This window comes from Rhizobium sp. 01L410 (assembly GCF_056400165.1).
Window position 1 is genome coordinate 982,680 of sequence record NZ_JBFTST010000001.1, and the last position, 26,786, is coordinate 1,009,465.

Below are 26,786 nucleotides of genomic sequence, written 5' to 3' on the forward strand. Positions count from 1 at the left end.
CGGCCGGAACGGCGTCTGCCGAACCGGCCGGAGCGGTCACGCTGGGAGTTTAGTAGGCGCTGGAGAGCTCGGCCTTGGCGTTGGATGCATCGTAGAACTTGTCGTCGTTGATGACCCAAGGCTCGATCTTCTCGCCCTTTGCATAGCGCGCCATCGTTTCGAAAGCCTTCGGTCCGAAACGCGGGTTGCATTCGACGACTGCGCCGATCTTGCCTTCAGCCACGAGGCCGACAGCTTCCTTGCCGCCGTCGATCGACAGCACTAGGATGTCCTTGCCCGGCACCTTGCCGGCGGCTTCGATGGCGGAGATGGCGCCGATCGCCATTTCGTCATTGTGGGCGTAGACGATATCCGCATCCGGATGCGCCTGAAGCAGCGCTTCGGCAACCTGGCGGCCCTTGTCGCGGGCGAAATCGCCGGACTGCGATGCGACGATCTCGAAGCCGCCAGCGGCCTTGATGGCGTCGTCGAAGCCCTTCTTGCGGTCGTTGGCAGGCGAGGAGCCGGTCGTGCCTTCGAGCTCGATGATCTTCTTCTTGCCGTTGGCGTTCTTCGCCAGCCATTCGGCAACGCGCTGGCCTTCCTTGATGAAGTCGGAGCCGATGAAGGTCAGGTAGTCCTTGCCGGGCTTGGCGAGCTTCGGATCGACGCTACGGTCGAGCAGGATGACCGGGATTCCGGCCTTCTCGGCAGCCTTGACGGCCGGGATCAGCGGCTTTTCTTCGCGCGGCGAGAGGAAGATCAGGTCGACGCCCTGGGCGATCATCGAGTTGACGTCGGCAACCTGCTTGGCGGCCGAGCCGGCGGCATCGGTATAGACCAGCTGGTAGCCAAGCTTTTCAGCCTGCGCCTTCATGCTTTCGGTCTGGGCGATGCGCCACGGATTGTTTGATTCGGTCTGCGCGAAGCCGACCTTGTACTTTTCCTTCTGCTTCAGCGCAGGCACTTCTGCCATGGCAACTGTGCCGGCCACGGCGACGGCGCCGAGTGCGGTTGCAGCAAGCATGAATGTACGACGTGAGAATGCGGACATCTCAGTTTCTCCTCCCGAATTTTCCGGTATCTTCCCAACCGGCAGTGAGCAATAACTGCTTCACATGAGCTAATCTTGTAGCTAATAATATTAGCAGTCAAGCGTCATTTTATGAGCTATTGCACAAATTTTGGTTTGTGCTGCAGCAAGTCATCGGGAGGATATTGTGATGACGAAAAAGAATGGCCGCGGCGGGGAAAACGGGCGCCGCGGTGAGGCTGGACGGCCTACAATGACCGATGTTGCCCGTATTGCGGGCGTTTCGCAGTCCAGCGTGTCGCTTGTGCTCAATGAAATGTCGGGATCACGCATCTCGCCGGACACCCAGGCCAAGGTTTTGGAGGCTGCTCATAAAATTGGTTATAAATTACCTGGAGTTCGTCATGAAGCTCAGCCGGACACGCGAATCGAGAAAGACACGATCGCCTTCGTCGTCGACGAAATCTCCACCAGCCCGCATCCCGTTGTCAGCCTCGACGGCGTGCGCGATTTTGCTTTCGAGCAGGGTTTCCTGACCTCGGCGCATGCAACGCGTTCCAATCCGGATCTCGAAGACGCCGTGCTGCGCTCGATCCTGCGCGACCCGACGATCGTCGGCGTCATCTATGCGACGATCTTCACCCGCAAGGTGAAGGTGCCGGAACTGCTGAAGAACATCCCGACCGTATTGCTGAACTGCTATGCCGAGCCGCGTCAGCATATGGCGATCGTGCCCGGCGAAGTGGCGGGCGGCTTTGCCGCGACGGCGCATCTGACCTCGCTCGGCCACCGGCGCATCGGCTTCATCAACGGCGAACCCTGGATGGACGCGGCGGTCGATCGCCTCAAGGGCTACAAGCAGGCGCTCGCCACCGTCGATGTCGCCTTCGACGAGGCGCTGGTGCGCGACGGCGACTGGCTGCCCTTGCGCGGCTATGAGGCTGGTCTCGACCTGTTGTCGATGAGCAATCCGCCGACAGCGATCTTTTGCGGCAACGATCTGATGGCGATCGGCGTGATGAAAGCGGCGGCCGAGAAGGGCTTTCGCGTTCCCGAAGATCTCTCCGTCATGGGCTATGACGACCAGGAGCTGGCGCGCTACACCCATCCGCCGCTCTCGACGCTGGTCCTGCCGAACTACGAGATGGGGCAGAAGGCGGCGGAGACGCTCATCGATATGGCCATCCACGGCAAGACGCTGCGGCCGATGACCATCAAGGTCGATGGTCCGCTCGTCGTCAGAACCTCGACCGCAAAGACCAAACCCTGATCAGCCGACGGCGCTGATCACCAGGGTCACGGAAAAAAACATCAGCACGGCAGAGGCGCAGCGCTGCGCCAGCAGAGGCATGGCGGTGCCCCGCCCGATGATCAGCCGGCCAAGGACAATCCAGAGCGTCGACGTCACCGTGACCGATGCCACGAAGATCAGCACTGTCAGCAGGAGCGGCGCCTCGACGGCCGGCACCATGGTCAGGCCGATGATGATGGCTTTCGGGTTGAGCAGGGTGGTGAGGAAAAGTTCGCGGATGCCGACCGGCGCTGCCGCCCCTTCAGATTGCGACCGCCAGAGCTTCAATGCCAGAAACAGAACCCAGACCGCCGATATCAGCCGCACTGCCTGCGCAATGGCCGGATGCGCGTGAAGGAATGGACCGGCGATGCCGGATACCGGCAGGATGACCAGCAGATAGGCGGAGACAACAGCGAGCAGCAGGGACGTCAGGCGTTTCACCGTCAGGCCTGGTGACATCATGGCAAGGACGGCGTTCGTCGGCCCGGGCAGGATGAGCAGTGCCAGGATGCCCAGAGAGAAAGTCGGCAGGTTCATCTGATTGTGTGTCCTTGAAGCCTGCGGTTTCAGTAGGCAACGATAGTCCCTGCCCGTTGCCATTTCCAGCGGGTGCGTGCGCGGATTTATAAGGCTGGCCGGTTGGGGAAGGGGAGCCCGGCCGCGTTTGGCGTATGGATCGAAGCGCTGTCCGCCGGATCGTCCATCGCGCGCAGGCCACGCCAGTTTCGGACGTGGTTGGCATTGATGAAGATCATCCCGGTGGCGTCGGGTTCGATATTCTGTGTCCTGATGACATCGCAGAAGGCTTCGAGATGTTGCAGAAGCCGGCTTTCTGTTGCCCTTGGCGGGGAAGCGATGCTGAGCAGCGCGCGCCGGGTGATGATGACGGTGCGTGCCACTGCCCCATCGAGCATCTCGATACGGCCGCACTTTTCCCTCTCGTCCAGTCGCGCAGCAATGATCGCGTATCGCATCGAATGGTCCTCTCACGCCCGCAACGCGCCAAGTCTACGCGATGCATGGAGACGATACTTTGATTTCGATCAAGACCGCCTGAGGCGTGTCCGGTTCGTTGATCTAGGACAAGGAAGGGTGAGCGGCCGCGCGGCATAAGCCCGCGAGACGAAGATGAAGGAAATCACGATGTCCGATGCCCTGGTCGCCAAATATGGTGAAGCCCGCCTGCCGCGCTACACCAGTTATCCAACAGCACCGGCCTTTTCGGCTGCCGTCGGCCCGGAGGCCTATGCGGATGGGCTGGCGCGGCTCGGTGCGGCCGATCCGGTATCGCTTTATCTGCATATCCCGTTCTGCCGCTCGATGTGCTGGTATTGCGGCTGCCACACGTCGGTGACGCGCCAGGACGGACCGGTTGCCGATTATCTCGACGTGCTGAGCGAGGAGATCGAACTGGTGTCGCAGGCAGCCGGCAATGATCTGCCGGTTCGAAACATCCATTTCGGCGGCGGCACACCGACGATCATGACGCCTCAGGCCTTTGCCGCATTGATGGCGAAGCTGAGGAGCGCCTTCCGGTTCGAGGCGGATTGCAGCGTTGCCGTCGAGATCGATCCGCGAACCCTGTCCGCAGCAATGATTGGCGCGCTCGGCGACAACGGCGTCGATCGCGCCAGCCTCGGGGTCCAGAGTTTCGATCCGCGGGTGCAACATGCGATCAACAGGATACAGACCTTCGATCAGACGAAAGCAGCCGTCGAAGGCTTGAGGGAAAACGGCACCCGCAGCATCAATTTCGACCTGATCTACGGCCTGCCGCTGCAGACCGTGCGCTCCTGTCTTGAGACGGTCAGGATGGCTGTCGAGCTCCGGCCGGAACGGTTTTCGGTATTCGGTTACGCCCATATCCCGTCCTTCAAGAAGCATCAGCGGCTGATCGACGAGACGCAGCTGCCGGATGCCAGCCAGCGCAATGCCCAGGCCGAGGCGATCGCCGACGAACTCGTCGGCGCCGGTTATGTCCGCATCGGCCTCGATCACTTCGCGCTGCCGCATGACCCGCTGGCGCTGGCATCGCATGAGGGAACGCTGCGGCGGAATTTTCAGGGATATACCACCGACGACTGCGAAACGCTGATTGGTCTCGGCGCCTCTGCGATCGGCAAGCTTCCCGGAGGCTATGTCCAGAACGAGGTCGCCCCCGGCCGCTATGCGGAGCGCGTCACCTCCGGCATCCTGCCGACTGCGAAAGGCTATGTGCTGAGCGCTGAGGACAGGCTGCGGGCAAAGGTCATCGAAAGGCTGATGTGCAGCTTCGAGGCCGATCTTGCTGCGCTCAGCGGCGAAGCCGGATATGACCCTGCCTTCCTGACGCGCCGCAACGAGCGGCTGGCGCAACTGCTGGCCGACGGCGTGGTGACGCTGGCGGACGGGCGGCTGACCGTTTCGCAGCAAGCACGCTTCATGGTGCGCGCCGTGGCCGCTGCCTTCGATGCCTATCTCGGAGCGCCGGGGCGCACGCATAGCAAGGCTGCCTGAAACGGCTACAACTCTCTGACGAGGCGACCCCTCCATAGCCGGGGATTGCGATCAAAATCTCATAGTGGGCGCTGCCCGCGGGGTTGCCCTTTTGGCCGATGGCTGCAAATTGTCTGCTAATGCCCGACCGACGTGGCATGAAAAACGGATGGCCGTGCCTGTCCGTCGGAGCAGCAATGAATCTTTTCGTCACAGATCTCCACCACGATGGGTGGCGGAGCCAGCCCCTTCAGATGGTGCCGAAGAAGAAGGAGCGAAAGCTTGCGCCGGAAAAGCCGAAGACGCTTCTCCAGCAGCTCGCCGCCACGCCCGACAAGCTGTTCACCGGCGCCTTCCGCCAGCAATATGGGGCGCTCTGCTACCGCAAGGCGCCGGGCAGCTCCGGCATCGAAGTGCTGGTGATGACCTCGCGCGAAAGCCGGCGATGGGTGATCCCCAAGGGCTGGCCGATGAAGAAGAAGAAGCCCTATGAGGCGGCGGCGACCGAAGCCTGGGAAGAGGCTGGCGTGCGTGGCACCGTCGGCAAGAAGCCGGTCGGCCGCTACACGTACCTGAAATGGCTCGACAATGGCGACGTCGCCCCCTGCATCGTCGATGTCTATACGGTCGAGGTGCTGGAGCAGTCCGAGAACTTCAAGGAGCGAGGCCAGCGGGTGCTTGCCTGGGTCGAGCCGGAAGAGGCGGCGCGGCGCGTTCGCGAGATCGAGCTGAAATCCCTGCTGGTCGATTTCAAGGTCAAGTGACAGCCCATTGCCGCCCAAATCACGGTCTTGTTGATCGATCTCAAAGAAAATCCTGACTGTTCTCTATAGCCCGTCTTCGGACGAACACGCCGATGGCCTCGTGTTCGCCGGTTCAAGGGGGCTTGGAATGATAGATGAGACACGTGGCGGCCTCGATGCACTGGAAACGCACCTTAGCGAATTGTCGTCTTGGTGCGATCTGATCGAGGCGATTGCCGATTTTCTGCCCTGCCATGTCGATGAGGGATTGTGCAGGACACTGACGCGAGACCTCGTTCCGCTTTTGGTGAGGATACATCAGTTGGAAGAGACCAGCGTCGATCGGCATCCTGCCCTCGCTATCAGCGTCCCGGCACCGAGAGACGAAGAGCAGCGCCGGATTTCCGATCGGCTCGAGCAACGCGATATGGCAGAGCGCGCCGTCAAGGTGTTGTGCGACTTGAGCAGGGGGCGAAGCAGCCTCTCGGCGGACGCCATCGCCTATGCGCTCCGTTCATTCTGCTGCCCGGCGCGCCGGCATATCAAAGAAGAGCGGCAGCTGATCGGCGAGATCCGCCAGGCGATCGCGGTGCCTTCTCTCGTATCAGACGCGAAGCTGACGCCTGCCGGCGCTTGATCTACGTCAAGGCGTAGCGCTCCCGCCCGTTGTTCACTTCGCGCGGTGAGAGAAGGAGCTCCGTGATGTTTGTGAACGATATCGTGCCGATCGGCGATGACGCGTTATCGACTGCCGTGCGCAGCCGGCTGCAGATGGAACTCGGGCTGACACATGACGTGGTGAAGGCGACCGTGGCGAACGGCGTCGTCACCCTCAAGGGGCGGCTGGCAAGCACGGGAACGCGCGAGGCGGCAGGTGCTGCTGCCGGAAATGTGCGAGGCATCAAGCGTGTCGTCAACGACGACATCTCGACGGCGTATCATCTGGTGCGGCGTCTGGCGCCTTAGGCCAGGGATTGCTCGCCTCAATCCCACGTCTTGCGTTCGCGAGCTTTTTGCCGCAATGCCTCGAACACGCTTCGAGCCTGCGGCGAAAGCTCCTTGCCCTTCAATTGCACCAGGCCGAAGCCCGGAATGTCGATGCGGGCGTGGATCGGCAGCGCCGTCAGCAGCTGGTGCTGGTCGAGCATCTCGGCGACGGTCTTGGCGAAGATCCCGACCCGGCCGCTGCTCTTGACGAGCAGGATGGTCATGAGCACCGACGAAGTGGAAATGACACTGCGCGGCACGATGGCATGCGCCCGGTGATAATCATCCATCACATCCCGCAGATAGGAGCCTTCCGGCTGCAGCACCCAGTCGAGCCCCTCGAGATCTGCCTCCTCTACGGCCGGTTTTGCAGCCAGCGGATGCCCGCGCGCCACCACCATCCGGAAGGTTTCCTCGCCGAGCGGCTCGTAGTCGAACATTGTCCGGTTGAAATTCTCGGGCAGACGGCAGATCGCGAAATCGAGGCTCCCGGCGCTCAGCTGTGCGAGAAGCGCATCGCTGCTGCCGTGCGAGACGTTGATGTCGAGATCCTGATACCCGGCCTGCGCATCGTTGAGGGCGGGAACGACGATCTCGGAAGCGGGCGTCATCACCGTGCCGATGCTGACGCTGCCGCGCTTGCCCGAGGCAATGACCTTCATGTCGTATTCGGCGCGTGCCGCTTCCGCCAGCAAGGTCCGGGCGTAGCGCGCCAGAACCTTGCCCTCCGGCGTCAGCGCCGTTCCGCGGTTGTGCCGTTCGAACAGCCGATGCCCGGCCAGTGATTCGAGCTCGACCAGCGTTCGCGACAGCGAGGGCTGGGACAAGCCGAACATTCCGGCTACGCTGCCGACCTTGCCGTGCTCTTCCAGAGCGACGAGCATGCGCAGATGCTTGAGTTTGAAGGCGTCAAGCCTTGTCATCATCACTCCTGATATTCGGTTTTGCTAAGTCAGAATAGGAGAACGGTATTATACAATCCGCCTGCCTTAGGATATTTGCATGTCAATAAACAACGTGGATAGCGCAATGACCCAACACGACAGCAAGCCCCGCCTTCGTTCCCGCGCCTGGTTCGACAATCCTGATAATGCCGACATGACGGCGCTTTATCTCGAGCGCTACATGAATTTCGGCCTCAGCCAGGAAGAGCTGCAGTCGGACAAGCCGATCATCGGCATTGCCCAGACAGGCTCCGATCTGTCGCCTTGCAACCGGCATCATCTTGAGCTCGCCAATCGCCTGCGCGAAGGCATTCGCGAAGCCGGCGGCATCGCCATCGAGTTTCCGGTTCATCCGATCCAGGAAACCGGCAAGCGTCCGACCGCGGGCCTTGACCGCAACCTTGCCTATCTCGGCCTCGTCGAAGTGCTCTACGGCTATCCGCTCGATGGCGTGGTGCTGACCATCGGCTGCGACAAGACCACGCCGGCCTGTCTGATGGCGGCGGCCACCGTCAATATTCCGGCGATCGCGCTCTCCGTCGGGCCGATGCTGAACGGCTGGTTCCGCGGCGAGCGCACCGGCTCCGGCACCATCGTCTGGAAGGCCCGCGAGCTACTGGCAAAGGGCGAGATCGATTATGCGGGCTTTGTGAAGCTTGTTGCGTCGTCGGCCCCTTCGACCGGCTATTGCAACACCATGGGCACGGCGACGACGATGAATTCGCTGGCCGAAGCCCTCGGCATGCAGCTTCCGGGTTCGGCCGCCATTCCGGCGCCGTATCGCGACCGTCAGGAGATTTCCTATCGCACCGGCCTGCGCATCGTCGATATGGTCCGCGAAGACCTCAAGCCATCGGATATCCTGACGAAGGATGCCTTCATCAACGCCATCCGCGTCAATTCGGCGATCGGCGGATCGACCAATGCACCGATCCATCTCAACGCGCTGGCCCGCCATATCGGCGTCGAGCTGACGGTCGACGACTGGCAGACCTATGGCGAGGAAGTGCCGCTGCTCGTCAACCTGCAGCCGGCCGGTGAATATCTCGGCGAAGACTATTATCACGCTGGCGGCGTTCCCGCCGTGGTGAATGAGCTGATGGGCCAGGGCCTGATCAAGGAAGACGCGCTGACGGTCAACGGCAAGTCGATGGGCGACAACTGTCGCGGGCAGACGATCCAGGACGAAAAGGTCATCCGCCGCTACGAGACACCGCTGAAGCCACGTGCCGGTTTCCGCGTGCTGCGCGGCAATCTGTTCTCCTCGGCGATCATGAAGACCAGCGTCATCTCGCCGGAGTTCCGCGAACGCTACCTCTCCAATCCCAAGGATCCGGAAGCTTTCGAGGGCAGGGCGGTCGTCTTCGATGGTCCCGAAGATTATCACAAGCGGATCGACGATCCGTCGCTCGGGATCGATGCCTATACCATCCTCTTCATGCGCGGCGCCGGTCCGATCGGCTATCCGGGTGCCGCAGAGGTCGTCAACATGCGTGCGCCCGACTACCTCTTGAAGCAGGGCGTCTCGTCGCTGCCCTGCATCGGCGACGGACGCCAGTCTGGCACATCAGGCAGCCCGTCGATCCTCAACGCTTCGCCGGAAGCCGCCGCGGGCGGCGGGCTCGCGGTTCTGAAGACTGGCGACCGGGTGCGTATCGACGTTGGCCAGGGCCGCGCCGATATTCTGATCTCGGACGCCGAGCTTGCCGAGCGGCATGCGACTCTCAAGGCCGATGGTGGCTACCGCTATCCCGACCACCAGACGCCATGGCAGGAAATCCAGCGCTCGGTCGTCGGCCAGCTGGAAACCGGCGCGGTGCTCGAACCGGCGGTCAAGTATCAGCGCATTGCCCAGACCAAGGGCGTGCCGCGCGACAACCACTGAGCTGAAATCAGCTGCGATGAAACAAAAATGGCACGGGCTCGCCCGTGCCATTTTTGTTTTGGCGGCCAGGCGGCGGCCGCTCAGAAAGGCAGTGGCGAGCCGAGAAGTGCCAGGATCAGCGATGTCAGCGCCACGAGAAAAGCTATTCCGAATGAAATATGGATTTTGGTCAATTTAGGTCCCTCGAATTGAAAGACCCGCCTAAAAAGGCGGGTCTCCTGAACAGGACGCTTCGCTACTCGAACTCTGGCGAAGCCGTTTCATGAGCGGCCCCCCAGCCCCTCGAAAAAAAGCTAATCACAACCTCGGATCATCGTCGCGTGACATCGGCGTGACACGGCCCCGGCGGTGCAAAAGCTTGAGAGGAAAGGCGAAACCGTGCCCGTCTGAGCCGCCCAGCCGCTCTATCGCAAGGTCGCCCTCGAACGGGATCCGTCCTCGTCGATAAAGGTGACACTGGCTCCCTTCAGGATGACGCGCGAGCAATCCTCATCGTCGTCTTCGTCATCATCGTCGTAGTAGAAGCAGATCTCGTTGCCATCGACTTCCCATTCCCCGGTATAGCTCCCGTCAAGGCTGGAGCGCCCCTGAATCGAACCGTTGGCAAGAAGTTTCTCCTGATAGGCTGCGCCATCTTCCGTTCCAGAGACCGTCCTGCCGGCGAAGGCGGCCTTGATCTGCGCCCCGGACAGCGATGCCTCCTGGGCAAGCGCCGGCGTTGCTATGGCCATGGCGGCCAGGACTATGCGGAATCTCATCTACCCCTCCTCAAAGATCGTAGAGCATGATTGCGATTTCGATCAGGATACCGGCCAGGATGGCCGCTTCGATCACGCATGACACCAGGAACATGCGGTATTCGAAACTGCGTTCGGCAGCGGTTCCGTAGAGCGTCTCCCGCGCTTCGACCGCCTCGCCGATCAACTGAAGCCGGCGGCCGAAGTCCATCTGCTGGCAAAGTTCGAAGAAGCTGCGGCGGGAGGCGGCTGGAAGGCCGCGGTCGCCGCGCTCCAGAAGCAGCGTGGTCTTCAGAAACCACTGCCGAAGCCGTGCGGTTTCAGCCGCCTTGGCGGAGAGCTCACGGCTGATCTGGCGGCTGTAGGTACGGCGCTCAAGAAGCGCGGCATCGCGATATTGCCCATCCCAGGCGGTCTCGAATGCCCGCTCGGTATCCTCGATACCAAGCCAGAGCCAGCCGAATGCCCCGATGCCTATGAGCAGGTCTCTGAAAAGCTCCGGCGCGGACTGGATGACGACGCGGTGACCGCGGATGCTGATCTGCCCGTTGCGAAGTTTGAGATCGGCGGACAGGCTTTCGAATCGGTCTTGCGCGGCTGCGTTGCGCAGCCAGTCTGCTGCCGCTTCCTGTAGAGCAAAGGAGGTCTGGGAGCCGCTCGGCAGCAAGATGACTTCAAACTGCTGATCATTGGTATCGGGAAATGGCGCACCCGGAACGGTCTCGCTCTCGATCGGCGTGATCGATGCATGCAGCGAAACCGGACGTGGATATGAGAGGCTGCAAAGGAGGGGAGCGTCGGCGCGGCTGGCTTCACCCGGAGGAAGCAGGAACAGCCGGCAATGCTGAGCGCCGTTCGCAGCCATCGGCTACTCGTCCGCCAGCGCGGGCAGCTGCCGCATGCCGTCATCGACCGTATGGACATCGGGAGGCGGGATGAATGCCACGCCGTCTTCCAGCACCGGGCCGGCAAGGCCGAGCAGAAAGCCGGTCTCCTTGTCGAAGCAGAAGCGCGACATGATGAAGGCGCCAGTCGCGTGATCGAGCCAGTCATCGCCGAGCCTGGCATCGATCAGCTGGTCAAGGCGGACAGCATTCTCCTCTTCCGGGTCGAGCCAGTCTGACGCCAGAATGAAGCCCCACACGGCGAGAAACGACGGGATCGGCACCTGATAGCTGCTGACCTTGGTGAAGGCCGTCTGCAGCGTCCGGCGAAGTGCGGTGTGGCCCTTGTAGTTGCAGGACGAAAATTCGAGCGCCTGCACGACCAGAATGCCGCCGTCGCGCAGGCAGCCGCGCAGCGAGCGATAGAACTCCTTGGTGTAGAGGTGCTGGGCCGGGCCGTTATCCAGCATGTCCACGACGTCGATGATGATGATATCGAAGAGTTCGTCGGTCGTCTCCAAATAGTCCCGGCCGTCGCGATAATGCAATTCCGCCCGGGGATCGGTGAAAGCGCCGTAGTTCCAGGTGCCAAGATGTTCGCGGCAGCAATCGACCACATCCCGGTCGATATCGACCATCACGGCGCGCGTCACGTCGCGATAGGCAAGCACTTCGCGGAGCGTTGCGCCTTCACCGCCGCCGATGATCAGCACCTGACGCGGGTTGTCATGCATCAGCATGGCCGGATGCACGAGCAGTTCGTGATACAGCGCCTCGTCGTCCTCCGCGCTCTGGATGGCGCCGTCGAGGAACAGCGCACGGCCGAAGCTGTAGGTATCGGCGATCGTGACGTTCTGAAACGGCGTTCGAAACGAGCAGACGATGGACTGGGCGCGATAGTGATACTCGTCGAAGATATCGGCGTCCTCGAGAACGAAGACGCTGCCGCTCCGCGGCGGCACGTCGGTATCCAGCCCTTCGACAAAGACCCGGCCTGGCGGCAGCTCCGGCAGAGGGTAGGGCCGCGAAATCGCTGGCAGCGGCTCCAGTGCGGTTTCTTCCGGATCGTCCGAAATGACAATGACCATTACAGATCCGTTGCCTCTCTCCGAATGATCTGGCGCAGTTCCACCAGGGCAGGCGAGAGCGCCTCGACCAGTGCCGGCAGGGCATTCAGCGGATCGCAGGCGCCGCACATGAAGATATCGAGCGCTGCATACGCGTGCTCGGGCCATGTGTGGATGGACATGTGGCTTTCCGCCAGCGAGACGGTTCCTGTCACGCCGCCGCCGGGGTCGAAGACGTGAAAATTCATACCGAGAAGGGTGGCGCCCGCAGCTTTCACGGCTGCGCGGAACGCTGCCTCGATATGTGCGACGTCACCGAGTTGTGTGGCGCCGCTGAAATCGGCGATGAGATGCCGGCCGGGAAGTTCGCCATTGGTCCTGCCCGCATGAACCACGCTGCCAACGGGCATGGGTGGCATGTAGCAGGCTGCAGACTTGCGATGAACGGACACCGTCATGGCGTCCCCGGCCGCTCTTCCACCCATGGAACCCAACATCGAACGGAGTTTGTAATGAGCATGCCACAAAATATTAGCCAGACAACATATATTGCCGGGAGCCAGAGGCGGGCCGCATCCAGGGATTGCAACCCGCGCTCCGTCCGACGATCGGCGCCTTATTGCGCGGCGGCCCTCGCAAGTTCGCCATCCAGGCGCTTGCGTGCCAGGTTCGGAACCTTGGCCGTCTTGATGGCGTCGAGATTGGCGGGTTGGTCGCCCACCTGAATCAGCGCTACCATGCCCATGGCAAAATGCGGCGTGCACTTGACGACATATGCGCCGGGGATATCGAATTTCGTCTGGAACTGCTCGCTCGGCTTCGACTTGAATTCCGCAGCGCCATCCGGGATCAGACCCTTGAAGGTCTCGACATTGTGGCTCTTGTCGGTCGGCACGAAGGTCACGGTATCGCCGGGAGCGATCTTGATAAAGTCCGGCTCGAAGACCATGGCGCCATCAGTGCCTTTGTTGAGCATCTGGACCTGGTGATCGGCTGCCATCAGCGGTGCTGGCGAGGCGATCATGGCCGCCGTTGCGGCGATCAGGCCGTATTTCAAATTCATCGCAGGTCTCCTGTTTTGCAGGCCGTTCGCCCCGAGACGTTCTAAGTCATCCACCAGAGATGCTCTTTGATGCCGGTCAAACTTCAGGTGCGGAATCGGCGTTTCGCCCCAGGATCATCTGGCGTCGAGAAGGTCGCGGATCTTCGCGGCGAGCTCGCGGGCCGTATAGGGTTTTCGCAGCCATTGGGCGCCGGGGATCACCTCGTTAGCCGCCAGCGCCGGCTCCGAATAGCCGGAGGTGAAGAGCACGGCGATATCGGGCCGGATAGCGCGGGCGGCGCGTGCCACCTCATCGCCGGTCATTCCGCCGGGCATGACGATATCGCTGAAGAGCAGGGCAATCTCCGGATTGTCCTTGAGGATTTCAAGCGCCCGCCGGCCATTGTCGGCTTCGAGCACCGCGTATCCCATGCCGGAAAGCCTTGCGACGGCAACGCGTCTGACGCGAATGTCGTCCTCGGCCACCAGGATTTGCTCGTGACCGCGCGGCATCGGGCTTTCGACGGCCGATCCGTCCTCAGCGGATGCTTTCGGCGTCGGGCCGATTGCCGGGAGGTAGATGCGGATCGTCGTTCCCCGGCCGTCCTCGCTGTAGATCTGCAGATGGCCGCCGGATTGCTTGACGAAGCCATAGACCATGCTCAATCCGAGCCCAGTGCCGGAGCCGGTTTCCTTGGTGGTGAAGAACGGCTCGACGGCACGTTTCTTCACGTCTTCGGTCATCCCCGAACCGGTGTCGGTCATCGAGATCAGCACGAAGTTTCCACTGCGGACTTCGGGATACATCTTGGCGTAGTCGGCATCCAGATGCACGGACGAAATCTCGGTTGTCAGACTGCCGCCCTTCGGCATCGCGTCGCGGGCGTTGAGAGCGATGTTCAAAATGGCGTTCTGGAGCTGCGAGCTATCGACAAGCACATTGAATTCGGATCCGGAGAGAATGGTCGAGAGCTTGATATTTTCTCCGAGCGTCCGCCGCAGCAGATCCGAAAAGCCGGTGAGAAGCTGGCCAAGATCGGCATGCCGGGGATTGAGCGGCTGGCGCCTGCCGAAGGCAAGCAACTGTCCCGTCAGCTTCGCTCCGTCTGTCGCCGCACCCTGCGCTTCACGCAGCATATCGCGCAGTGGCCCCGGCGGCAGCTTGTCTTCGATCATCTCGAGATTGCCGCTGATCACAGTCAAAAGGTTGTTGAAATCGTGTGCGAGGCCACCGGTCAACTGGCCGACCGCTTCCATTTTCTGCGCCTGGCGCAGGTCTTCCTCTATCTTGAAGCGGCTGGTCAGGTCACGGACGAAACCGGTAAAAATCCGCTCGCCATTCGCGGTCGCTTCGCCGACATGCAGTTCCATAGGAAACTGCGAGCCATCGGCGCGCTGGCCGGTGACGACGCGGCCGTAGCCGATAATCCGCTTCTCGCCGGTTTCCAGGTAACGGCCGATATAGCCGTCATGGGCGCTGCGGTAGGGCGAGGGCATGAGATTGCTGACATTCCTGCCGCAGATCTGGTCCGAGGTCATCTCGAACAGCTTTTCCGCTGCTGTGCTGAAGGAGAGAACCTTGCCCTTCTGGTCGATGACGACCATCGCGTCGGGCACCGTCTCGAGAATCGAGCTCAGATGCGCCTCTCTTGCGCTGACGGCCTCTTCGGCTTTCCGGAGAGCGCTGACGTCGCTGTTCGCCTGAATGACAGCTGGTTCACCATCCGGAAGGTTGACGAGCACGCAGCGGGTGGCGACGTGAAGGTCGTAGCCGCTCTTGTGGCGGTGGACGATCTCGCCCTGCCAGAAACCGCGTGACCTCAGGTGTGCGTGGATATCTTCGACCGGCTCCGGAAACCGCGTGGCGAGCAGTACATCGACCTTTTCGCCGACCGCTTCCTCGCGCGCCCAGCCATACATGTTCTCGCAGCCGATCGACCAATGGGTGATCGTGCCTTCGAGGCGATGCACGATGATATCGGCGCCATCGAGAACATGCACAAGCGCGTCCAGTTCCTGGGGGGAGGCCGTGCGCGGCGAGATCAGGCGATGGGGCATGGCTGCTTCCTGCTGCGATCAGTGAACGCTGACCCTATGGCAGTTTTTCTCCGGAAAATCATCTGCGTTACCCGAGAGCTGGATCAACTTGCCCTTGCTGAGAATCCTCAAGTCATGACGGCCTTCGGGGACCACGACGTTGCGCTGCGAGAGCTTGGTGATCGTGCGTGAAACCGTCTCGATCGTCAGGCCGAGATAGTCGGCGATATCCTGCCGGTTCATCGGCACGCGCAGTAATCCCGGGCGCGGCTGGGCGCCGGGGCGGGCGGCGAGCGTGGCGATGAAGCTGCACAGCCGCTCCTCGGCATTCTTCTTCGACAGGAGCACCATCTGATCATGGGCCGCTGCCGTCTCGTGACAGAGGAGTGCGATATATTCGGGGCGTAGCGCATCCGAGCGCGCCACCTCGTCCTGGAAGGTCTTGCGCGAGACGCGGCGGATCTTGCAATCGGTGACAGCCTCGGCAGTGAACAGGAAGTCGCCCTGCAGGAAGGCGCCGACGATTTCTCCGGCAAAATGAAACCCGGTGATCACCCGGCGGCCCTCGCCGATGATGCGTTGCAGGCGGACAACGCCTTCGACCACCTGAAACAGATGCTTTGCCGCATCGCCTTCCCAGCAGAGCGCCTTGCCGGCGGCGACCGGTTCGAGTGCCGAGAGATGAAACACCGACGACAGCGAGCGCCCCGTCTTTGCCGCTTCACCGGCGGGCTTTCCATGTTCGAACGCCTGGTGGTTCTGCATCAGCATCGTCGTAGTCCCCTCGTTTGCACGCGAGGGAATAGACAGCCGCTGCGTCACACGAGGATGAGCGGACGGTGCCAAATGGTGAGACTGCGTAACAGTTTGTAACAGGCTGGGTATCACCGGCTAAGCCGTTCGGTTCGTTGATGTAAATCAAGGAGTGCCGGAGAGCTCCATGACAGTCCTTGCTGCAAAGTACGAGAAAGCGCGCCGTCACGCGGCCTGCTGCGCACTGGGGACGATACCATGAACTACACAACCGAGACCGTGATGGTCGCGGTCGCAGCGTTCCTAGCCTTGCTAGGAGCAGCCTTCGCCCACGATCAGCTCTTTGCCGCCCATATGGGGATCCTGTGTTTCTGCCTGTTTGCCGGAACGGTGATCTTAATACGCCGCGTCGATTTCTCGCCGGCGGGACGTCAGCCGAAGCCGGAGGCATCCGGTTATTTCGATGAGGTCATCCGCTACGGGCTGATCGCCACCGTCCTCTGGGGTGTCGTCGGCTTCCTCGTCGGCGTGATCATTGCCGCGCAGCTCGCATGTCCCGATCTCAATCTGGCACCCTACCTGAATTTCGGGCGGCTGCGGCCGGTTCACACATCGGCCGTTGTCTTCGCCTTCGGCGGCAATGCGCTGATCATGACCTCGTTCTATGTCGTACAGCGCACCTGTCATGCGCGGCTCTTCGGCGGCAGTCTCGCCTGGTTCGTCTTCTGGGGCTACCAGCTGTTCATCGTCATGGCGGCGACCGGCTACGTGCTCGGCATCACTCAGGCCCGCGAATATGCCGAGCCGGAATGGTATGTCGATATCTGGCTGACCATCGTCTGGGTCGCCTATCTCGTCGTCTATCTCGGCACGATCCTGAAGCGTCGCGAGCCGCATATCTATGTGGCGAACTGGTTCTATCTCGGCTTCATCGTCACCATCGCCATGCTGCACGTCGTCAACAATCTCGCCGTGCCCGTGTCGTTCCTGGGATCGAAGAGCTACTCGGTCTTCTCCGGCGTCCAGGATGCGCTGACGCAGTGGTGGTACGGCCATAACGCCGTCGGCTTCTTCCTGACCGCAGGCTTCCTGGGGATGATGTACTACTTCGTTCCGAAACAGGCCAACCGCCCGGTCTATTCCTACCGCCTGTCGATCATCCACTTCTGGGCGCTGATCTTCATGTATATCTGGGCTGGTCCGCACCACCTGCATTACACGGCTCTGCCCGATTGGGCCCAGACGCTCGGCATGGTGTTTTCGATCATGCTCTGGATGCCGTCGTGGGGCGGCATGATCAACGGGTTGATGACGCTTTCGGGCGCCTGGGACAAGATCCGCACCGATCCGATCATCCGCATGATGATCGTCGCCATCGCTTTCTACGGGATGTCGACCTTCGAAGGGCCGATGATGTCGGTGAAAACCGTCAATTCGCTGAGCCACTACACCGAATGGACCATCGGTCACGTGCATTCGGGCGCGCTCGGCTGGGTCGGTATGATCACCTTCGGGGCGATCTATTACCTGACGCCGAAGCTCTGGGGCCGCGAGCGGCTCTACAGCCTGCGGATGGTCAACTGGCATTTCTGGCTCGCCACGCTCGGCATCGTCGTCTACGCCGCCGTGCTCTGGGTCGCCGGCATCCAGCAGGGCCTGATGTGGCGCGAATACAATTCGCAGGGCTTCCTCGTCTATTCCTTCGCAGAAACCGTCTCGGCGATGTTCCCCTATTATGTGCTGCGCACGCTGGGCGGCACGCTCTATCTCGCCGGTGGCCTCGTCATGGCCTGGAACGTCTTCATGACCATCCGCGGACGCCTGCGCGACGAAGCCGCTATCCCGACCGCTTATGTGCCTCAGGCACAGCCTGCCGAGTGAGGTGAACCATGGCATCGATACTGGACAAACATAAGATCCTCGAAAAGAACGCGACGCTGCTGCTCGTCGGCTCGCTGCTGGTCGTCTCGATCGGCGGCATCGTAGAGATCGCGCCGCTCTTCTATCTGCAGAATACCATCGAGAAAGTGGAGGGGATGCGCCCCTACACACCACTCGAACTGGCAGGCCGCAACATCTACATCCGCGAAGGCTGCTACCTCTGCCACAGCCAGATGATCCGGCCGTTCCGCGATGAAGTCGAGCGCTACGGCCATTATTCGCTGGCGGCGGAATCCATGTACGACCACCCGTTCCAATGGGGCTCGAAGCGCACCGGGCCGGATCTCGCGCGCGTCGGCGGCCGCTATTCGAACGAGTGGCATGTTCAGCATCTGTCCGATCCGCGGGCGGTCGTGCCTGAATCGATCATGCCGAGATACGCGTTCCTGAAGACGCAGGAGGTCACCGTCAAGGACATCGGCATGGACCTGAAAGCCAACGAGGATGTCGGCGTGCCCTACACGGACGACATGCTCGCCAATGCGGAAGCCGACATGAAGGCGCAGGCCGATCCCAACGCCGACACCTCGGCGCTGCTGCAGCGCTACCCGAAGGCAAAGACCGGCGATTTCGACGGCGATCCGCAGCGTCTTTCCGAGATGGATGCGCTGGTCTCCTACCTGCAGATGCTCGGCACGCTGGTCGATTTCTCGACCTATGACGATGCCACCGGCTACCGGTGAGGTGATCTCATGGAAACATACACGGCAATGCGGCACTTCGCCGACAGCTGGGGGCTTCTGGCGATGGCGGCATTCTTCGTCTGCGCCGTCGCCTACACGCTCCGCCCCGGCAGCAAGCAGACGGCCAAGGAGGCCGCTGACATTCCCCTGAAGGACGATTGAGATGTCGGAAAAGCATATTGATGAAGTCAGCGGCGTCGAAACCACCGGGCATGAATGGGACGGCATTCGCGAACTGAACAATCCGATGCCGCGATGGTGGGTCTGGACCTTTTATGTGACGATCCTCTGGGCGATCGGCTACGTCGTCGTCTATCCCGCCATCCCTATGGTAACCTCGGCGACGAAGGGTTATTTCGGCTATTCCAGCCGCGCCGAGTTGCAGCAGGATCTCGATCACGCGAAGGCCGGCCAGGCGAAGTTCCACGAAATGATCGCGGCAAAGAGCGTCGAAGAGATCGACGCCGATCCGGCACTGCGCGAATTCGCTATTGCCGGTGGTGCCTCGGCCTTCAAGGTCAACTGCGCCACCTGTCACGGATCGGGCGCCAGCGGCGGACCGGGCTTTCCGAACCTGAATGACGACGACTGGCTCTGGGGCGGCGACCTGCAATCGATCCAGACGACGATCGCTCACGGTATCCGCTTCGACGAGGATGCGGATACGCATGTCTCGGAGATGCCTGCCTTCGGCGATATCCTCAGCAAGGATCAAACGAAGGAAGTGGCCGCCTATGTCTGGGGGCTGACCAACACGCCTTCCGATCCGGCTTTGGCCACTGCCGGCAAGCAGATCTTCCTCGACAATTGCGCCGCCTGCCACGGCGAGGACGCCAAGGGCAAGGCAGAGATGGGCGCGCCCGATCTCGCCGACGCGATCTGGCTGAAGGGCCGGGGCGAGGAGGCGATCATTCGCCAGGTCACGGCGCCCAAGCATGGCGTGATGCCGGCATGGTCGGCGCGCCTCGGCGATACGACGGTCAAGGAACTGACGGTCTTCGTCCATTCGCTCGGCGGCGGTCAGTAAGGAGAGGGACGGTGACGGCACACGGGAACAATCCGCTCCTCCGGATTTACGGCATGCCGCGCTCGATCGTGCGTTCCCGTGTCTCGGTCCGTGGCAAATCCCTGCCGCCCGGCTGCAAGGGCGACGCGCCGGAGAAGATCGGTAGCGCGATTGTCAGCTTGACCTCGCTCAGGGATGACGAGCCGTCGAGCCACTAGAAATTGGGAGAGGACACCCAGGTGGCGTTCTCTCCCACTGCTTTCCGGGGCCGCGCCTTCGTCTCGAAGCGCCGCCCGTCTTTTTACGGCAGGCGGCCGGTTAATCCTTGTTGATCTTTATCAAGGACGCTCGACGGCCCCCGGAGGAGAACAGGCGTATCGAACGCGAAAGACATTACTTATGAACCTTTTCACAGCCCCCGATCCCAAGAGCGTGGAGAGGCTCGATGTCGAGCCTGTGAACGCCCGCCGTAACCGTCAGCCGCTTTATGCGGCGCGAACGAAGATTTTTCCAAAGCGCGCCGAGGGGCAGTTCCGCCGTTTCAAATGGATCGTGATGCTTGTTACACTCGGCATCTACTATCTGGCCCCCTGGATCCGCTGGGATCGCGGACCCTACGCGCCGGACCAGGCAATCCTCGTCGATCTCGCCTCGCGCCGCTTCTACTTCTTCTTCATCGAGATCTGGCCGCAGGAATTCTACTACGTCGCTGGGCTGCTCCTCATGGCCGGGTTCGGGCTGTTCCTCGTGACCTCGGCGGTCGGCCGGGCCTGGTGCGGTTACGCCTGTCCGCAGACGGTCTGGGTCGATCTCTTTCTCGTCGTCGAACGCGCCATAGAAGGCGACCGCAACGCCCGGATCAAGCTCGATGCCGCGCCGTGGAGCTTGAGCAAGCTGCGGAAGCGCGCCCTGAAACATGCCATCTGGCTGGCGATAGCCGTTGCGACGGGTGGCGCCTGGATCTTCTATTTCGCCGACGCGCCGTCTCTGGCAGTGGCACTCGCAACCGGCGCGGCACCCGCCGTCGCCTATGCCACTGTCGCCATCCTGACCTCCACCACCTACGTCTTCGGCGGGCTGCTGCGCGAGCAGGTCTGTACCTACATGTGTCCCTGGCCGCGCATCCAGGGCGCCATGCTGGACGAGAATTCGCTTGTCGTCACCTATAACGACTGGCGCGGCGAGCAACGTTCGCGACACAGCAAGAAGGCGCAGGCGGATGGGCTTCCGGTCGGCGATTGCGTCGATTGCAATGCCTGCGTTGCCGTCTGTCCCATGGGCATCGATATCCGCGATGGCCAGCAGATGGAGTGCATCACCTGCGCCCTCTGCATCGACGCCTGCGATGGCGTGATGGACAAGATCGGCAAAACGCGCGGCCTGATCGCCTATGCGACGCTCAGCGAATATGCTGCCAATATGGCGATTGCCACCGATAGCGGGCGCACGGCGGTGCAGCCGGCCAAGGTGCGCGATGAGGGTGGCTCCTTCGTCGATGGCATCCGGCATTTCAACTGGCGCATCATTTTTCGCCCGCGCGTCGTATTCTACGCCGCCGTATGGGCGGTGATCGGCATCGGCATGCTCGTCCATCTGTCGATTCGCGGCCGTCTGGAACTGAACGTCGTCCACGACCGCAATCCGCAATTCGTCATGGAAAGCGACGGCTCGATCCGCAACGGCTACACGATCCGCATTCTCAACATGGTGCCGCGGCCGCGGCAGATCGCGCTGACGCTGTCGGGCCTCGATGGCGCCACTATGCGCATCCCCGAACTCAGCAAGGACGATGTCCGCAGCTTCACGCTGGACGCGGCACCGGATGCGGCAACCACGATCAAGGTCTTTGTCACCCGCAAGCCGTCCACGGCTGCTGTCGACGAATTCCTCTTCACCATCGAGGAGTCCGGCGGCAGCGACCGGGCGAGCTATCGCGCAGCATTCAACGCACCTGGAGATCCGCAATGACCACCCGCGTCCAAGGCTTCACCGGCCGCCACATGCTGCTCGTCATCACCTCCTTCTTTGCCGTGGTCATCACCGTCAACGTCACGATGGCCTGGTTCGCGTCTTCAAGCTGGAGCGGCCTCGTGGTCGAAAACACCTATGTCGCCAGCCAGGAGTTCAATCACCGCGCCGCCGAGATGAAGGCGATGACCGCATCGGGCATCGCGGGGCATATCTCGCTGAAGGATGACCGCTTCATCTACCGGATTGCCAATCCGGACGGATCGCCGGCCGCGGTCGATACCGTGACGGCCATTTTCAAGCGGCCGGTCGGCGACCACGAGGACTTTTCCGTTGCGCTGGACAATCGCGGTGAGGGGGCGTTTGAAACGGATCGCCATGTCCCGGGCGGCGACTGGATCGTCGAGTTCATCTCGAAGAAGGCCGGCAGGCTCGTCATGCACGAGGCGATCCGGTTCGACACTACGGAGTTCGTTCGATGACCTGCTGTGTGATCGATGCCGAGGGGGTGATGGCGATGAGCACCACGGCCCTCAGTGCCGAGGAGATTGCGCTTGCCAGCCATCCGCTCGGTGGCGGCTTGCATCAGCTTGATCTCAGTGTCCCCGATGTCCACTGCGGCGCCTGTATCTCGACGATCGAGAGGGCGCTGACAGCATTGCCCTTCGTCAGCAAGGCGCGCGTCAACCTGACCTCGCGGCGCGTCACCTGCATCTATGACGAAAAGATCGGCGCACAGGCGACGGATCCGGCCGAAATCATCGCCGCCGTCGCGGGCGCGGGATACCGCGCGCATCTCTACGCGCCGCTTGCCGCCGAGGGCGACAAGACCCGCAACCAGCTGCTGCTCGCCGTCGGCGTCGCCGGCTTTGCCGCGGCTAACATCATGCTGCTCTCGGTCTCCGTCTGGTCGGGCGCCGATGCCGCAACGCGCGACATGTTCCATTGGATATCGGCGATGATCGCTGCCCCGGCGCTGATCTACTCGGGCCGCTTCTTCTTTCAGTCGGCGTGGAATGCAGTGAAGCATGGCCGTACCAACATGGACGTGCCGATCTCGCTTGCCGTGACGCTCTCCTATGCCGTCTTGCTCTGGGAGACGATGCATCACGGCGAACATGCCTGGTTCGACGCCACCGTCTCGCTGCTGTTCTTCCTGTTGATCGGCCGGACGCTGGATCATGTCATGCGTGAAAAGGCGCGGGCTGCGATCAACGGTCTGGCGCGGATCGCGCCGCGCGGCGCGCTGCTCATCCAGCCCGATGGATCGCGGCGCTATGTGGCAGTCGAGGAAATTTCGGTCGGTGACGAGATTGCGGTCGCCGCCGGTGAGCGTATCCCTGTCGATGGCGTTGTCGTCAGCGGCGAGAGCGATCTCGACCTTTCGATCGTCACAGGCGAAAGCAGCACTGTTCCGCTTCACGCCGGCAGTCCGGTCAGCTCGGGTTCGATGAGCCTCACCGGCTCGCTTATCCTGCGCGCCAGCAAACGCGCAGGCGAGTCGCTACTTGCTGAAATCATCGCCCTGATGGAGGCCGCCGAAGGGGGCAGGGCGCGCTACCGCCGGATCGCCGACCGGGCGGCGGCCCTTTACTCGCCGGTCGTTCATCTTCTGGCGCTGGCGTCGTTTCTCGGCTGGGGTTTTATCGGCGGCGACTGGAAGCAGGCGATGCTCGTCGCGGTCGCCGTTCTCATCATAACCTGCCCCTGCGCGCTCGGCCTCGCCGTTCCCGTCGTCCAGGTCGTGGCGGCAGGCGAACTGTTCCGCAACGGCATCATGGTCAAGGATGGCTCGGCGCTCGAAAGGCTGGCGGAGATCGACACCGTCGCCTTCGACAAGACAGGAACCCTGACCATGGGCAGGCCCCGGTTGGTGAAAGCCGAGCCGCCGGAAGGCCGCCTTCTCTCGATCGCGGCCGGTCTCGCAGCCCACTCGCGCCACCCGCTCTCGCAGGCAATGATGCATAGCGCGTGTACAACCCCGGTGCCCTTTGATCGCGTCACCGAAATCCCCGGTGGTGGTCTCGAAGCCGTCAGCTGCGGAACGCTCTATCGCCTTGGCAGCGAATCCTTCGCCTGCCGTGGTCTGGCAACTCAGCCGGCCGAGGACTGTCCGTTCTCGGAAGTCGTCTTGTCGCAGGATGGCGTCGTTTCCGCGCGGTTCTTCTTCGACGACACGCTGCGGCCGGGAGCGCGCGAGGCCGTCGCTACGCTTCATGCTGCTGGATTCTGGACGGTGATGATATCGGGCGACCGCCAGCGCGTTGCCGGCAACACGGCGCGCGAACTCGGAATCCCCCGGGCGCTGGGCGCCCTGACACCGAAGCAGAAGGTCGATCAATGCCAGGCACTCAACAGTAGCAACCACCGGGTCTTCATGATCGGCGATGGCATCAACGACGCACCGGCGCTGGCCGCCGCCCATGTGTCGATGGCACCAGCGACTGCATCCGATATCGGCCGGCAGGCTGCAGACCTGGTGTTCTTCAACGAGCGCCTCGATGCCGTGCCGCTGGCGATCGCCGTCGCCCGCCGCTCGGCAGCGCTGATCCGCCAGAATTTCGCGCTGGCGATCGGCTACAACATTCTGGCGGTTCCGATCGCCATTTCCGGGCTGGCAACCCCGTTGATTGCCGCCGTCGCCATGTCGACCTCGTCGATCATCGTCGTCTCGAACGCGCTGAGGCTGAATGCCTTCGGCAAGTCGATCCTCGCCGGCGCGATCGCGCGTCCCGCCGGCAAAGCCAGCGAGGCGCGAACGGCATGAACATGCTGATCTATCTCATTCCGATCGCGCTTTTTATGGGTGGTATCGGACTGGCAGCGTTTCTCTGGTCGCTGAAGAGCGGCCAGTACGATGACCTGCAGGGTGCGGCATGGCGGGCGATCGCTGATGACGATCTGGATCCGCCAGGCTCCTGATCGGGCGGCCGCCGGTCGAAATCATCTCGATCGGAAGATTGTGGACGAAGGCCGCAATGGTAGCGCTGCCCACAAACCTGCGTTATCTCTAACGAAAACGAAGAAAGCAGGACGAACGGGTGACATGGAAGCAGATCGCATTCTGGTCGTCGATGACGACGCCCGGATCAGACAAATGCTTGTTCGCTATTTCGAGGACAATGGTTACAGGGTGAATGCCGTCGGAAACGGCGCCGCGATGCGCAGCGAGCTGGCCAAGGGCCACTACGCTGCCGTCTTCCTCGATCTCGTTCTGCCGAACGGCGAAAACGGTCTGGAACTGCTGCGCGAAATCCGCAACACATCCGACGTTCCGGTCCTGATGCTGACAGGCCAGGACGACGTCACCGACAAGGTGGTGGGTCTCGAGATCGGCGCCGACGACTATATCGCAAAACCCTTCCACCTGCGCGAACTGCTGGCCCGCCTCAGAACCATTCTGCGGCGGCGAACCGTGTCCGATCATCCATCCGCAGCCTCTGATGCCGATGAAACCCTGTTGTTCGACGGCTGGACACTGGACGTCTCCCGCAGGCGGCTCACTTCTCCCGATGGCGGCGACGTGACGATGACGACCGGCGAGTTCGATATGCTGGTGGTCTTCGTCCGCAATCGCGGCAGGGTTTTGTCGCGTGAGACGTTGATGGATCTCACCCGCAACCGTCACCTCGAAGCGTTCGACCGCGCGATCGACGCGCAGATCGTTCGCCTGCGCAAGAAGATCGAGGCTGATCCGCGCGAACCGGCGCTGATCCAGTCGGTGCGCGGTGTCGGCTATGTCTTTACCGGCAGGCAGCGGTAGCGCTGCCCGTTCGCCGCGTTGTGGTTGTCGATCTTTGACGGAGATCAATGCGTGTCTGCTTGACGACCGCTAACCTTCCCCGAACGTCGCTATCCGCACGAATGAGGCAGGCCGATGCAGGCAAAAGACATAATGACCACCGACGTGGTTTCGATCAGCCCGGCCGCCGGCATCCGCCACGCTGTTGCGGTGATGATGCAGGGCAAGATCAGCGGACTGCCGGTCGTCGATGACGAAGGCCGGATCTGCGGCATGCTGACGGAGGGCGATCTGCTGCTGCGCCGCGAGATCCGTCCGCAGCCGAACCAGGTTCGTGCCTCCGGCGTACTCTCCGAGCTCGAACTCGAACGCTACATCAGCAGCCATGGCTGGTCAGTCCGCGATGTCATGTCAACCGATGTGATCGTCGCGCGGCCGGATAGCGAAGTCTCCGACATTGCCGAAAGCCTGCAAGCCCATCGCATCAAGCGCCTGCCGATCGTCGAGGATGGCCGGCTGGTCGGCATCGTCAGCCGCCGGGATATTCTCGGCATGATCGTCGATGCGCCTGTGACGGCGCTGCCGCGCGAGGATGGCGCGATCCGGCTTGCGCTCCGGACGCGTCTGCGGTCCGATCTTGGTCTGACGCCGCAGACGGTGCAGGTATCGGTGACGAACGGCCAGATCACCCTGAACGGCCAGGTCGAGTCGGAGCTGAAGCGGAAGGCCGTGCGCGCACTGATCGAAGGCCTCGGTCTCGGTGCCTACCGGGATCAGCTGCGGGTCGTCATGCCGATATTGGAAACCGAGCGGCTGGCAATCTAGGAACGGGATCGATGATGTGCCGTCAGGGTCCAGGGCATGGGAGACTTGCCCGGCGCTATGCCCCTGGACCGGCCAAGTCTCTGCCAAGTTGCCCCACTTGACACGGGTACCGTTCGCCCGCGCGCCAAACCTAGCGATGACACCGGCCCCTTCATTGATCGAAATCAACGAGACAGCTTTCCCAGAAGGGGTGCCGGACAGCCTGACTTCGAGCTCCTGAACACCAATTTCGAATTATCGTACAATTACAATTACTTACGAGAAACATTGGAATTCTTTGCGGAGTGCTGTTGACTGTTTGCGGGGGTTAGCCGTATAAGCCGCGTCACTGAACGAGGGCGGCGGCGCTGCAGGCGACGAAGTCTTTCGCTCTAGGATTTCTTGAAGGTTGGCCTTTGAGGCTGATTTATTCCCAGGCTTTCGGGTTTGGGTGCGGGAAGTTTTGACTGGGTTATCTGGTCTGTTATTTGACAATTGAAGATGAGAAGAAAGAGAAACGTGGGCGGCGGAGTTCGCGGATTGAGCAGCGATGCTTGATCTTAGAAAGAGACTTTGGCGGTCACGTTTATCAAGAGAAGTTACACTGGTTTTTGACGGCTGACTTTCGGGTTTGCTGTTTAGAAAACAGGTGTGAAGTTCTCGTCGATTCAGAACGTGACGTAAATGCCAATGATTGAATTCTCAACATGAGAGTTTGATCCTGGCTCAGAACGAACGCTGGCGGCAGGCTTAACACATGCAAGTCGAGCGCCCCGCAAGGG

At 61.8% G+C, this 26,786-nt stretch carries 28 protein-coding genes and 1 rRNA gene; 18 read left to right on the forward strand and 11 right to left on the reverse strand.

Annotation, left to right across the window (positions count from 1 at the left end; translation table 11 throughout):
* Positions 1-49: 49 nt before the first annotated feature.
* A complete protein-coding gene (locus tag AC1DV9_RS04395; RefSeq protein WP_112386726.1) occupies positions 50-1,033 on the reverse strand; it encodes an ABC transporter substrate-binding protein in 984 nt (327 codons plus the stop codon).
* 169 nt (positions 1,034-1,202) lie between these two features.
* Between AC1DV9_RS04395 and AC1DV9_RS04400 the strand changes: the two genes are divergently transcribed.
* Complete coding sequence (locus AC1DV9_RS04400) at positions 1,203-2,282, forward strand: LacI family DNA-binding transcriptional regulator (RefSeq protein WP_477946326.1); 1,080 nt, start codon at positions 1,203-1,205, stop codon at positions 2,280-2,282.
* Here AC1DV9_RS04400 and AC1DV9_RS04405 read toward each other — a convergent pair whose 3' ends face one another.
* Together AC1DV9_RS04405 and AC1DV9_RS04410 are read right to left on the reverse strand one after the other, a co-directional pair.
* Positions 2,283-2,843, reverse strand: coding sequence for a LysE family transporter (locus AC1DV9_RS04405; protein WP_112386727.1), 561 nt, complete (start codon positions 2,841-2,843; stop codon positions 2,283-2,285).
* A gap of 86 nt (positions 2,844-2,929) precedes the next feature.
* Complete coding sequence (locus tag AC1DV9_RS04410; protein WP_112386728.1) at positions 2,930-3,280, reverse strand: hypothetical protein; 351 nt, start codon at positions 3,278-3,280, stop codon at positions 2,930-2,932.
* A 169-nt stretch (positions 3,281-3,449) separates the two neighbouring features.
* On the opposite strand from AC1DV9_RS04410, the gene hemN reads away from it, so the two are divergent.
* The 4 genes from hemN (at position 3,450) to AC1DV9_RS04430 (ending at position 6,490) form a co-directional block, all read left to right on the forward strand.
* Positions 3,450-4,802 (forward strand): oxygen-independent coproporphyrinogen III oxidase, encoded by a 1,353-nt coding sequence (gene hemN / locus AC1DV9_RS04415; protein WP_477942218.1) that lies wholly within the window; start codon positions 3,450-3,452, stop codon positions 4,800-4,802.
* A gap of 233 nt (positions 4,803-5,035) precedes the next feature.
* Positions 5,036-5,545: an NUDIX hydrolase gene (locus AC1DV9_RS04420; RefSeq protein WP_112386761.1), complete on the forward strand. Its 510-nt coding sequence runs from the start codon at positions 5,036-5,038 to the stop codon at positions 5,543-5,545.
* A 127-nt stretch (positions 5,546-5,672) separates the two neighbouring features.
* Positions 5,673-6,161 carry a hypothetical protein gene (locus AC1DV9_RS04425; protein WP_112386729.1) on the forward strand — a complete coding sequence of 163 codons (489 nt, stop codon included), beginning with the start codon at positions 5,673-5,675 and terminating at the stop codon, positions 6,159-6,161.
* 65 nt (positions 6,162-6,226) lie between these two features.
* The gene (locus AC1DV9_RS04430) at positions 6,227-6,490 is read left to right on the forward strand and encodes a BON domain-containing protein (protein ID WP_112386730.1); all 264 of its coding nucleotides are present in this window, start codon (positions 6,227-6,229) and stop codon (positions 6,488-6,490) included.
* A 17-nt stretch (positions 6,491-6,507) separates the two neighbouring features.
* Here AC1DV9_RS04430 and AC1DV9_RS04435 read toward each other — a convergent pair whose 3' ends face one another.
* Positions 6,508-7,437, reverse strand: a complete 930-nt coding sequence (locus AC1DV9_RS04435; RefSeq protein WP_477942216.1) for a LysR family transcriptional regulator — start codon at positions 7,435-7,437, stop codon at positions 6,508-6,510.
* A 103-nt stretch (positions 7,438-7,540) separates the two neighbouring features.
* Here AC1DV9_RS04435 and AC1DV9_RS04440 point away from each other — a divergent pair, with 103 nt between their 5' ends.
* On the forward strand, positions 7,541-9,340 hold the full coding sequence (locus AC1DV9_RS04440; RefSeq protein ID WP_112386731.1) for an IlvD/Edd family dehydratase: 1,800 nt from the start codon (positions 7,541-7,543) through the stop codon (positions 9,338-9,340).
* A gap of 404 nt (positions 9,341-9,744) precedes the next feature.
* On the opposite strand, the gene AC1DV9_RS04445 is transcribed toward AC1DV9_RS04440, so the two are convergent.
* The 7 genes from AC1DV9_RS04445 to AC1DV9_RS04475 form a co-directional block, all read right to left on the reverse strand.
* Entirely contained in the window at positions 9,745-10,098 is a 354-nt protein-coding gene (locus AC1DV9_RS04445) for a hypothetical protein (protein WP_112386732.1), read from the reverse strand.
* Positions 10,099-10,108: 10 nt separating this feature from the next.
* Entirely contained in the window at positions 10,109-10,942 is an 834-nt protein-coding gene (locus AC1DV9_RS04450; protein ID WP_112386733.1) for a hypothetical protein, read from the reverse strand.
* A gap of 3 nt (positions 10,943-10,945) precedes the next feature.
* Entirely contained in the window at positions 10,946-12,049 is a 1,104-nt protein-coding gene (locus tag AC1DV9_RS04455) for a fused MFS/spermidine synthase (protein ID WP_112386734.1), read from the reverse strand.
* Positions 12,049-12,486, reverse strand: coding sequence for an adenosylmethionine decarboxylase (gene speD, locus AC1DV9_RS04460; protein WP_310289838.1), 438 nt, complete (start codon positions 12,484-12,486; stop codon positions 12,049-12,051). Before speD ends, AC1DV9_RS04455 begins: the two co-directional genes overlap by 1 nt.
* A 158-nt stretch (positions 12,487-12,644) precedes the next feature.
* Positions 12,645-13,091, reverse strand: a complete 447-nt coding sequence (locus AC1DV9_RS04465; RefSeq protein ID WP_112386735.1) for a pseudoazurin — start codon at positions 13,089-13,091, stop codon at positions 12,645-12,647.
* Positions 13,092-13,205: 114 nt separating this feature from the next.
* A complete protein-coding gene (locus tag AC1DV9_RS04470; RefSeq protein ID WP_112386737.1) occupies positions 13,206-15,128 on the reverse strand; it encodes a PAS domain S-box protein in 1,923 nt (640 codons plus the stop codon).
* Between the two features lie 18 nt (positions 15,129-15,146).
* Entirely contained in the window at positions 15,147-15,878 is a 732-nt protein-coding gene (locus AC1DV9_RS04475; RefSeq protein ID WP_112386738.1) for a Crp/Fnr family transcriptional regulator, read from the reverse strand.
* A gap of 240 nt (positions 15,879-16,118) precedes the next feature.
* Between AC1DV9_RS04475 and ccoN the strand changes: the two genes are divergently transcribed.
* The 12 genes from ccoN to AC1DV9_RS04535 form a co-directional block, all read left to right on the forward strand.
* Positions 16,119-17,741, forward strand: coding sequence for a cytochrome-c oxidase, cbb3-type subunit I (gene ccoN / locus AC1DV9_RS04480; RefSeq protein ID WP_477946329.1), 1,623 nt, complete (start codon positions 16,119-16,121; stop codon positions 17,739-17,741).
* A gap of 8 nt (positions 17,742-17,749) precedes the next feature.
* Positions 17,750-18,484, forward strand: coding sequence for a cytochrome-c oxidase, cbb3-type subunit II (gene ccoO / locus AC1DV9_RS04485; RefSeq protein WP_477946331.1), 735 nt, complete (start codon positions 17,750-17,752; stop codon positions 18,482-18,484).
* Between the two features lie 9 nt (positions 18,485-18,493).
* Positions 18,494-18,646 carry a cbb3-type cytochrome c oxidase subunit 3 gene (locus AC1DV9_RS04490; protein WP_112389764.1) on the forward strand — a complete coding sequence of 51 codons (153 nt, stop codon included), beginning with the start codon at positions 18,494-18,496 and terminating at the stop codon, positions 18,644-18,646.
* A gap of 1 nt (position 18,647) precedes the next feature.
* Positions 18,648-19,511, forward strand: a complete 864-nt coding sequence (gene ccoP / locus AC1DV9_RS04495; protein WP_112389763.1) for a cytochrome-c oxidase, cbb3-type subunit III — start codon at positions 18,648-18,650, stop codon at positions 19,509-19,511.
* Positions 19,512-19,522: 11 nt separating this feature from the next.
* Positions 19,523-19,708: a hypothetical protein gene (locus AC1DV9_RS04500; RefSeq protein WP_112444340.1), complete on the forward strand. Its 186-nt coding sequence runs from the start codon at positions 19,523-19,525 to the stop codon at positions 19,706-19,708.
* Positions 19,709-19,889: 181 nt separating this feature from the next.
* On the forward strand, positions 19,890-21,458 hold the full coding sequence (gene ccoG, locus AC1DV9_RS04505) for a cytochrome c oxidase accessory protein CcoG (RefSeq protein ID WP_112389762.1): 1,569 nt from the start codon (positions 19,890-19,892) through the stop codon (positions 21,456-21,458).
* Complete coding sequence (locus AC1DV9_RS04510; protein ID WP_477946333.1) at positions 21,455-21,940, forward strand: FixH family protein; 486 nt, start codon at positions 21,455-21,457, stop codon at positions 21,938-21,940. The genes ccoG and AC1DV9_RS04510 overlap by 4 nt, the downstream gene beginning before the upstream one ends.
* On the forward strand, positions 21,937-24,225 hold the full coding sequence (locus AC1DV9_RS04515) for a cation-translocating P-type ATPase (RefSeq protein WP_477946335.1): 2,289 nt from the start codon (positions 21,937-21,939) through the stop codon (positions 24,223-24,225). Before AC1DV9_RS04510 ends, AC1DV9_RS04515 begins: the two co-directional genes overlap by 4 nt.
* Complete coding sequence (gene ccoS, locus AC1DV9_RS04520) at positions 24,222-24,380, forward strand: cbb3-type cytochrome oxidase assembly protein CcoS (protein ID WP_112389759.1); 159 nt, start codon at positions 24,222-24,224, stop codon at positions 24,378-24,380. The genes AC1DV9_RS04515 and ccoS overlap by 4 nt, the downstream gene beginning before the upstream one ends.
* A gap of 124 nt (positions 24,381-24,504) precedes the next feature.
* Positions 24,505-25,221: a response regulator gene (locus AC1DV9_RS04525; protein ID WP_112389758.1), complete on the forward strand. Its 717-nt coding sequence runs from the start codon at positions 24,505-24,507 to the stop codon at positions 25,219-25,221.
* Positions 25,222-25,335: 114 nt separating this feature from the next.
* On the forward strand, positions 25,336-26,025 hold the full coding sequence (locus AC1DV9_RS04530) for a CBS domain-containing protein (RefSeq protein ID WP_112389757.1): 690 nt from the start codon (positions 25,336-25,338) through the stop codon (positions 26,023-26,025).
* 682 nt (positions 26,026-26,707) lie between these two features.
* Positions 26,708-26,786 (forward strand): 16S ribosomal RNA (locus AC1DV9_RS04535); the annotation flags it as partial.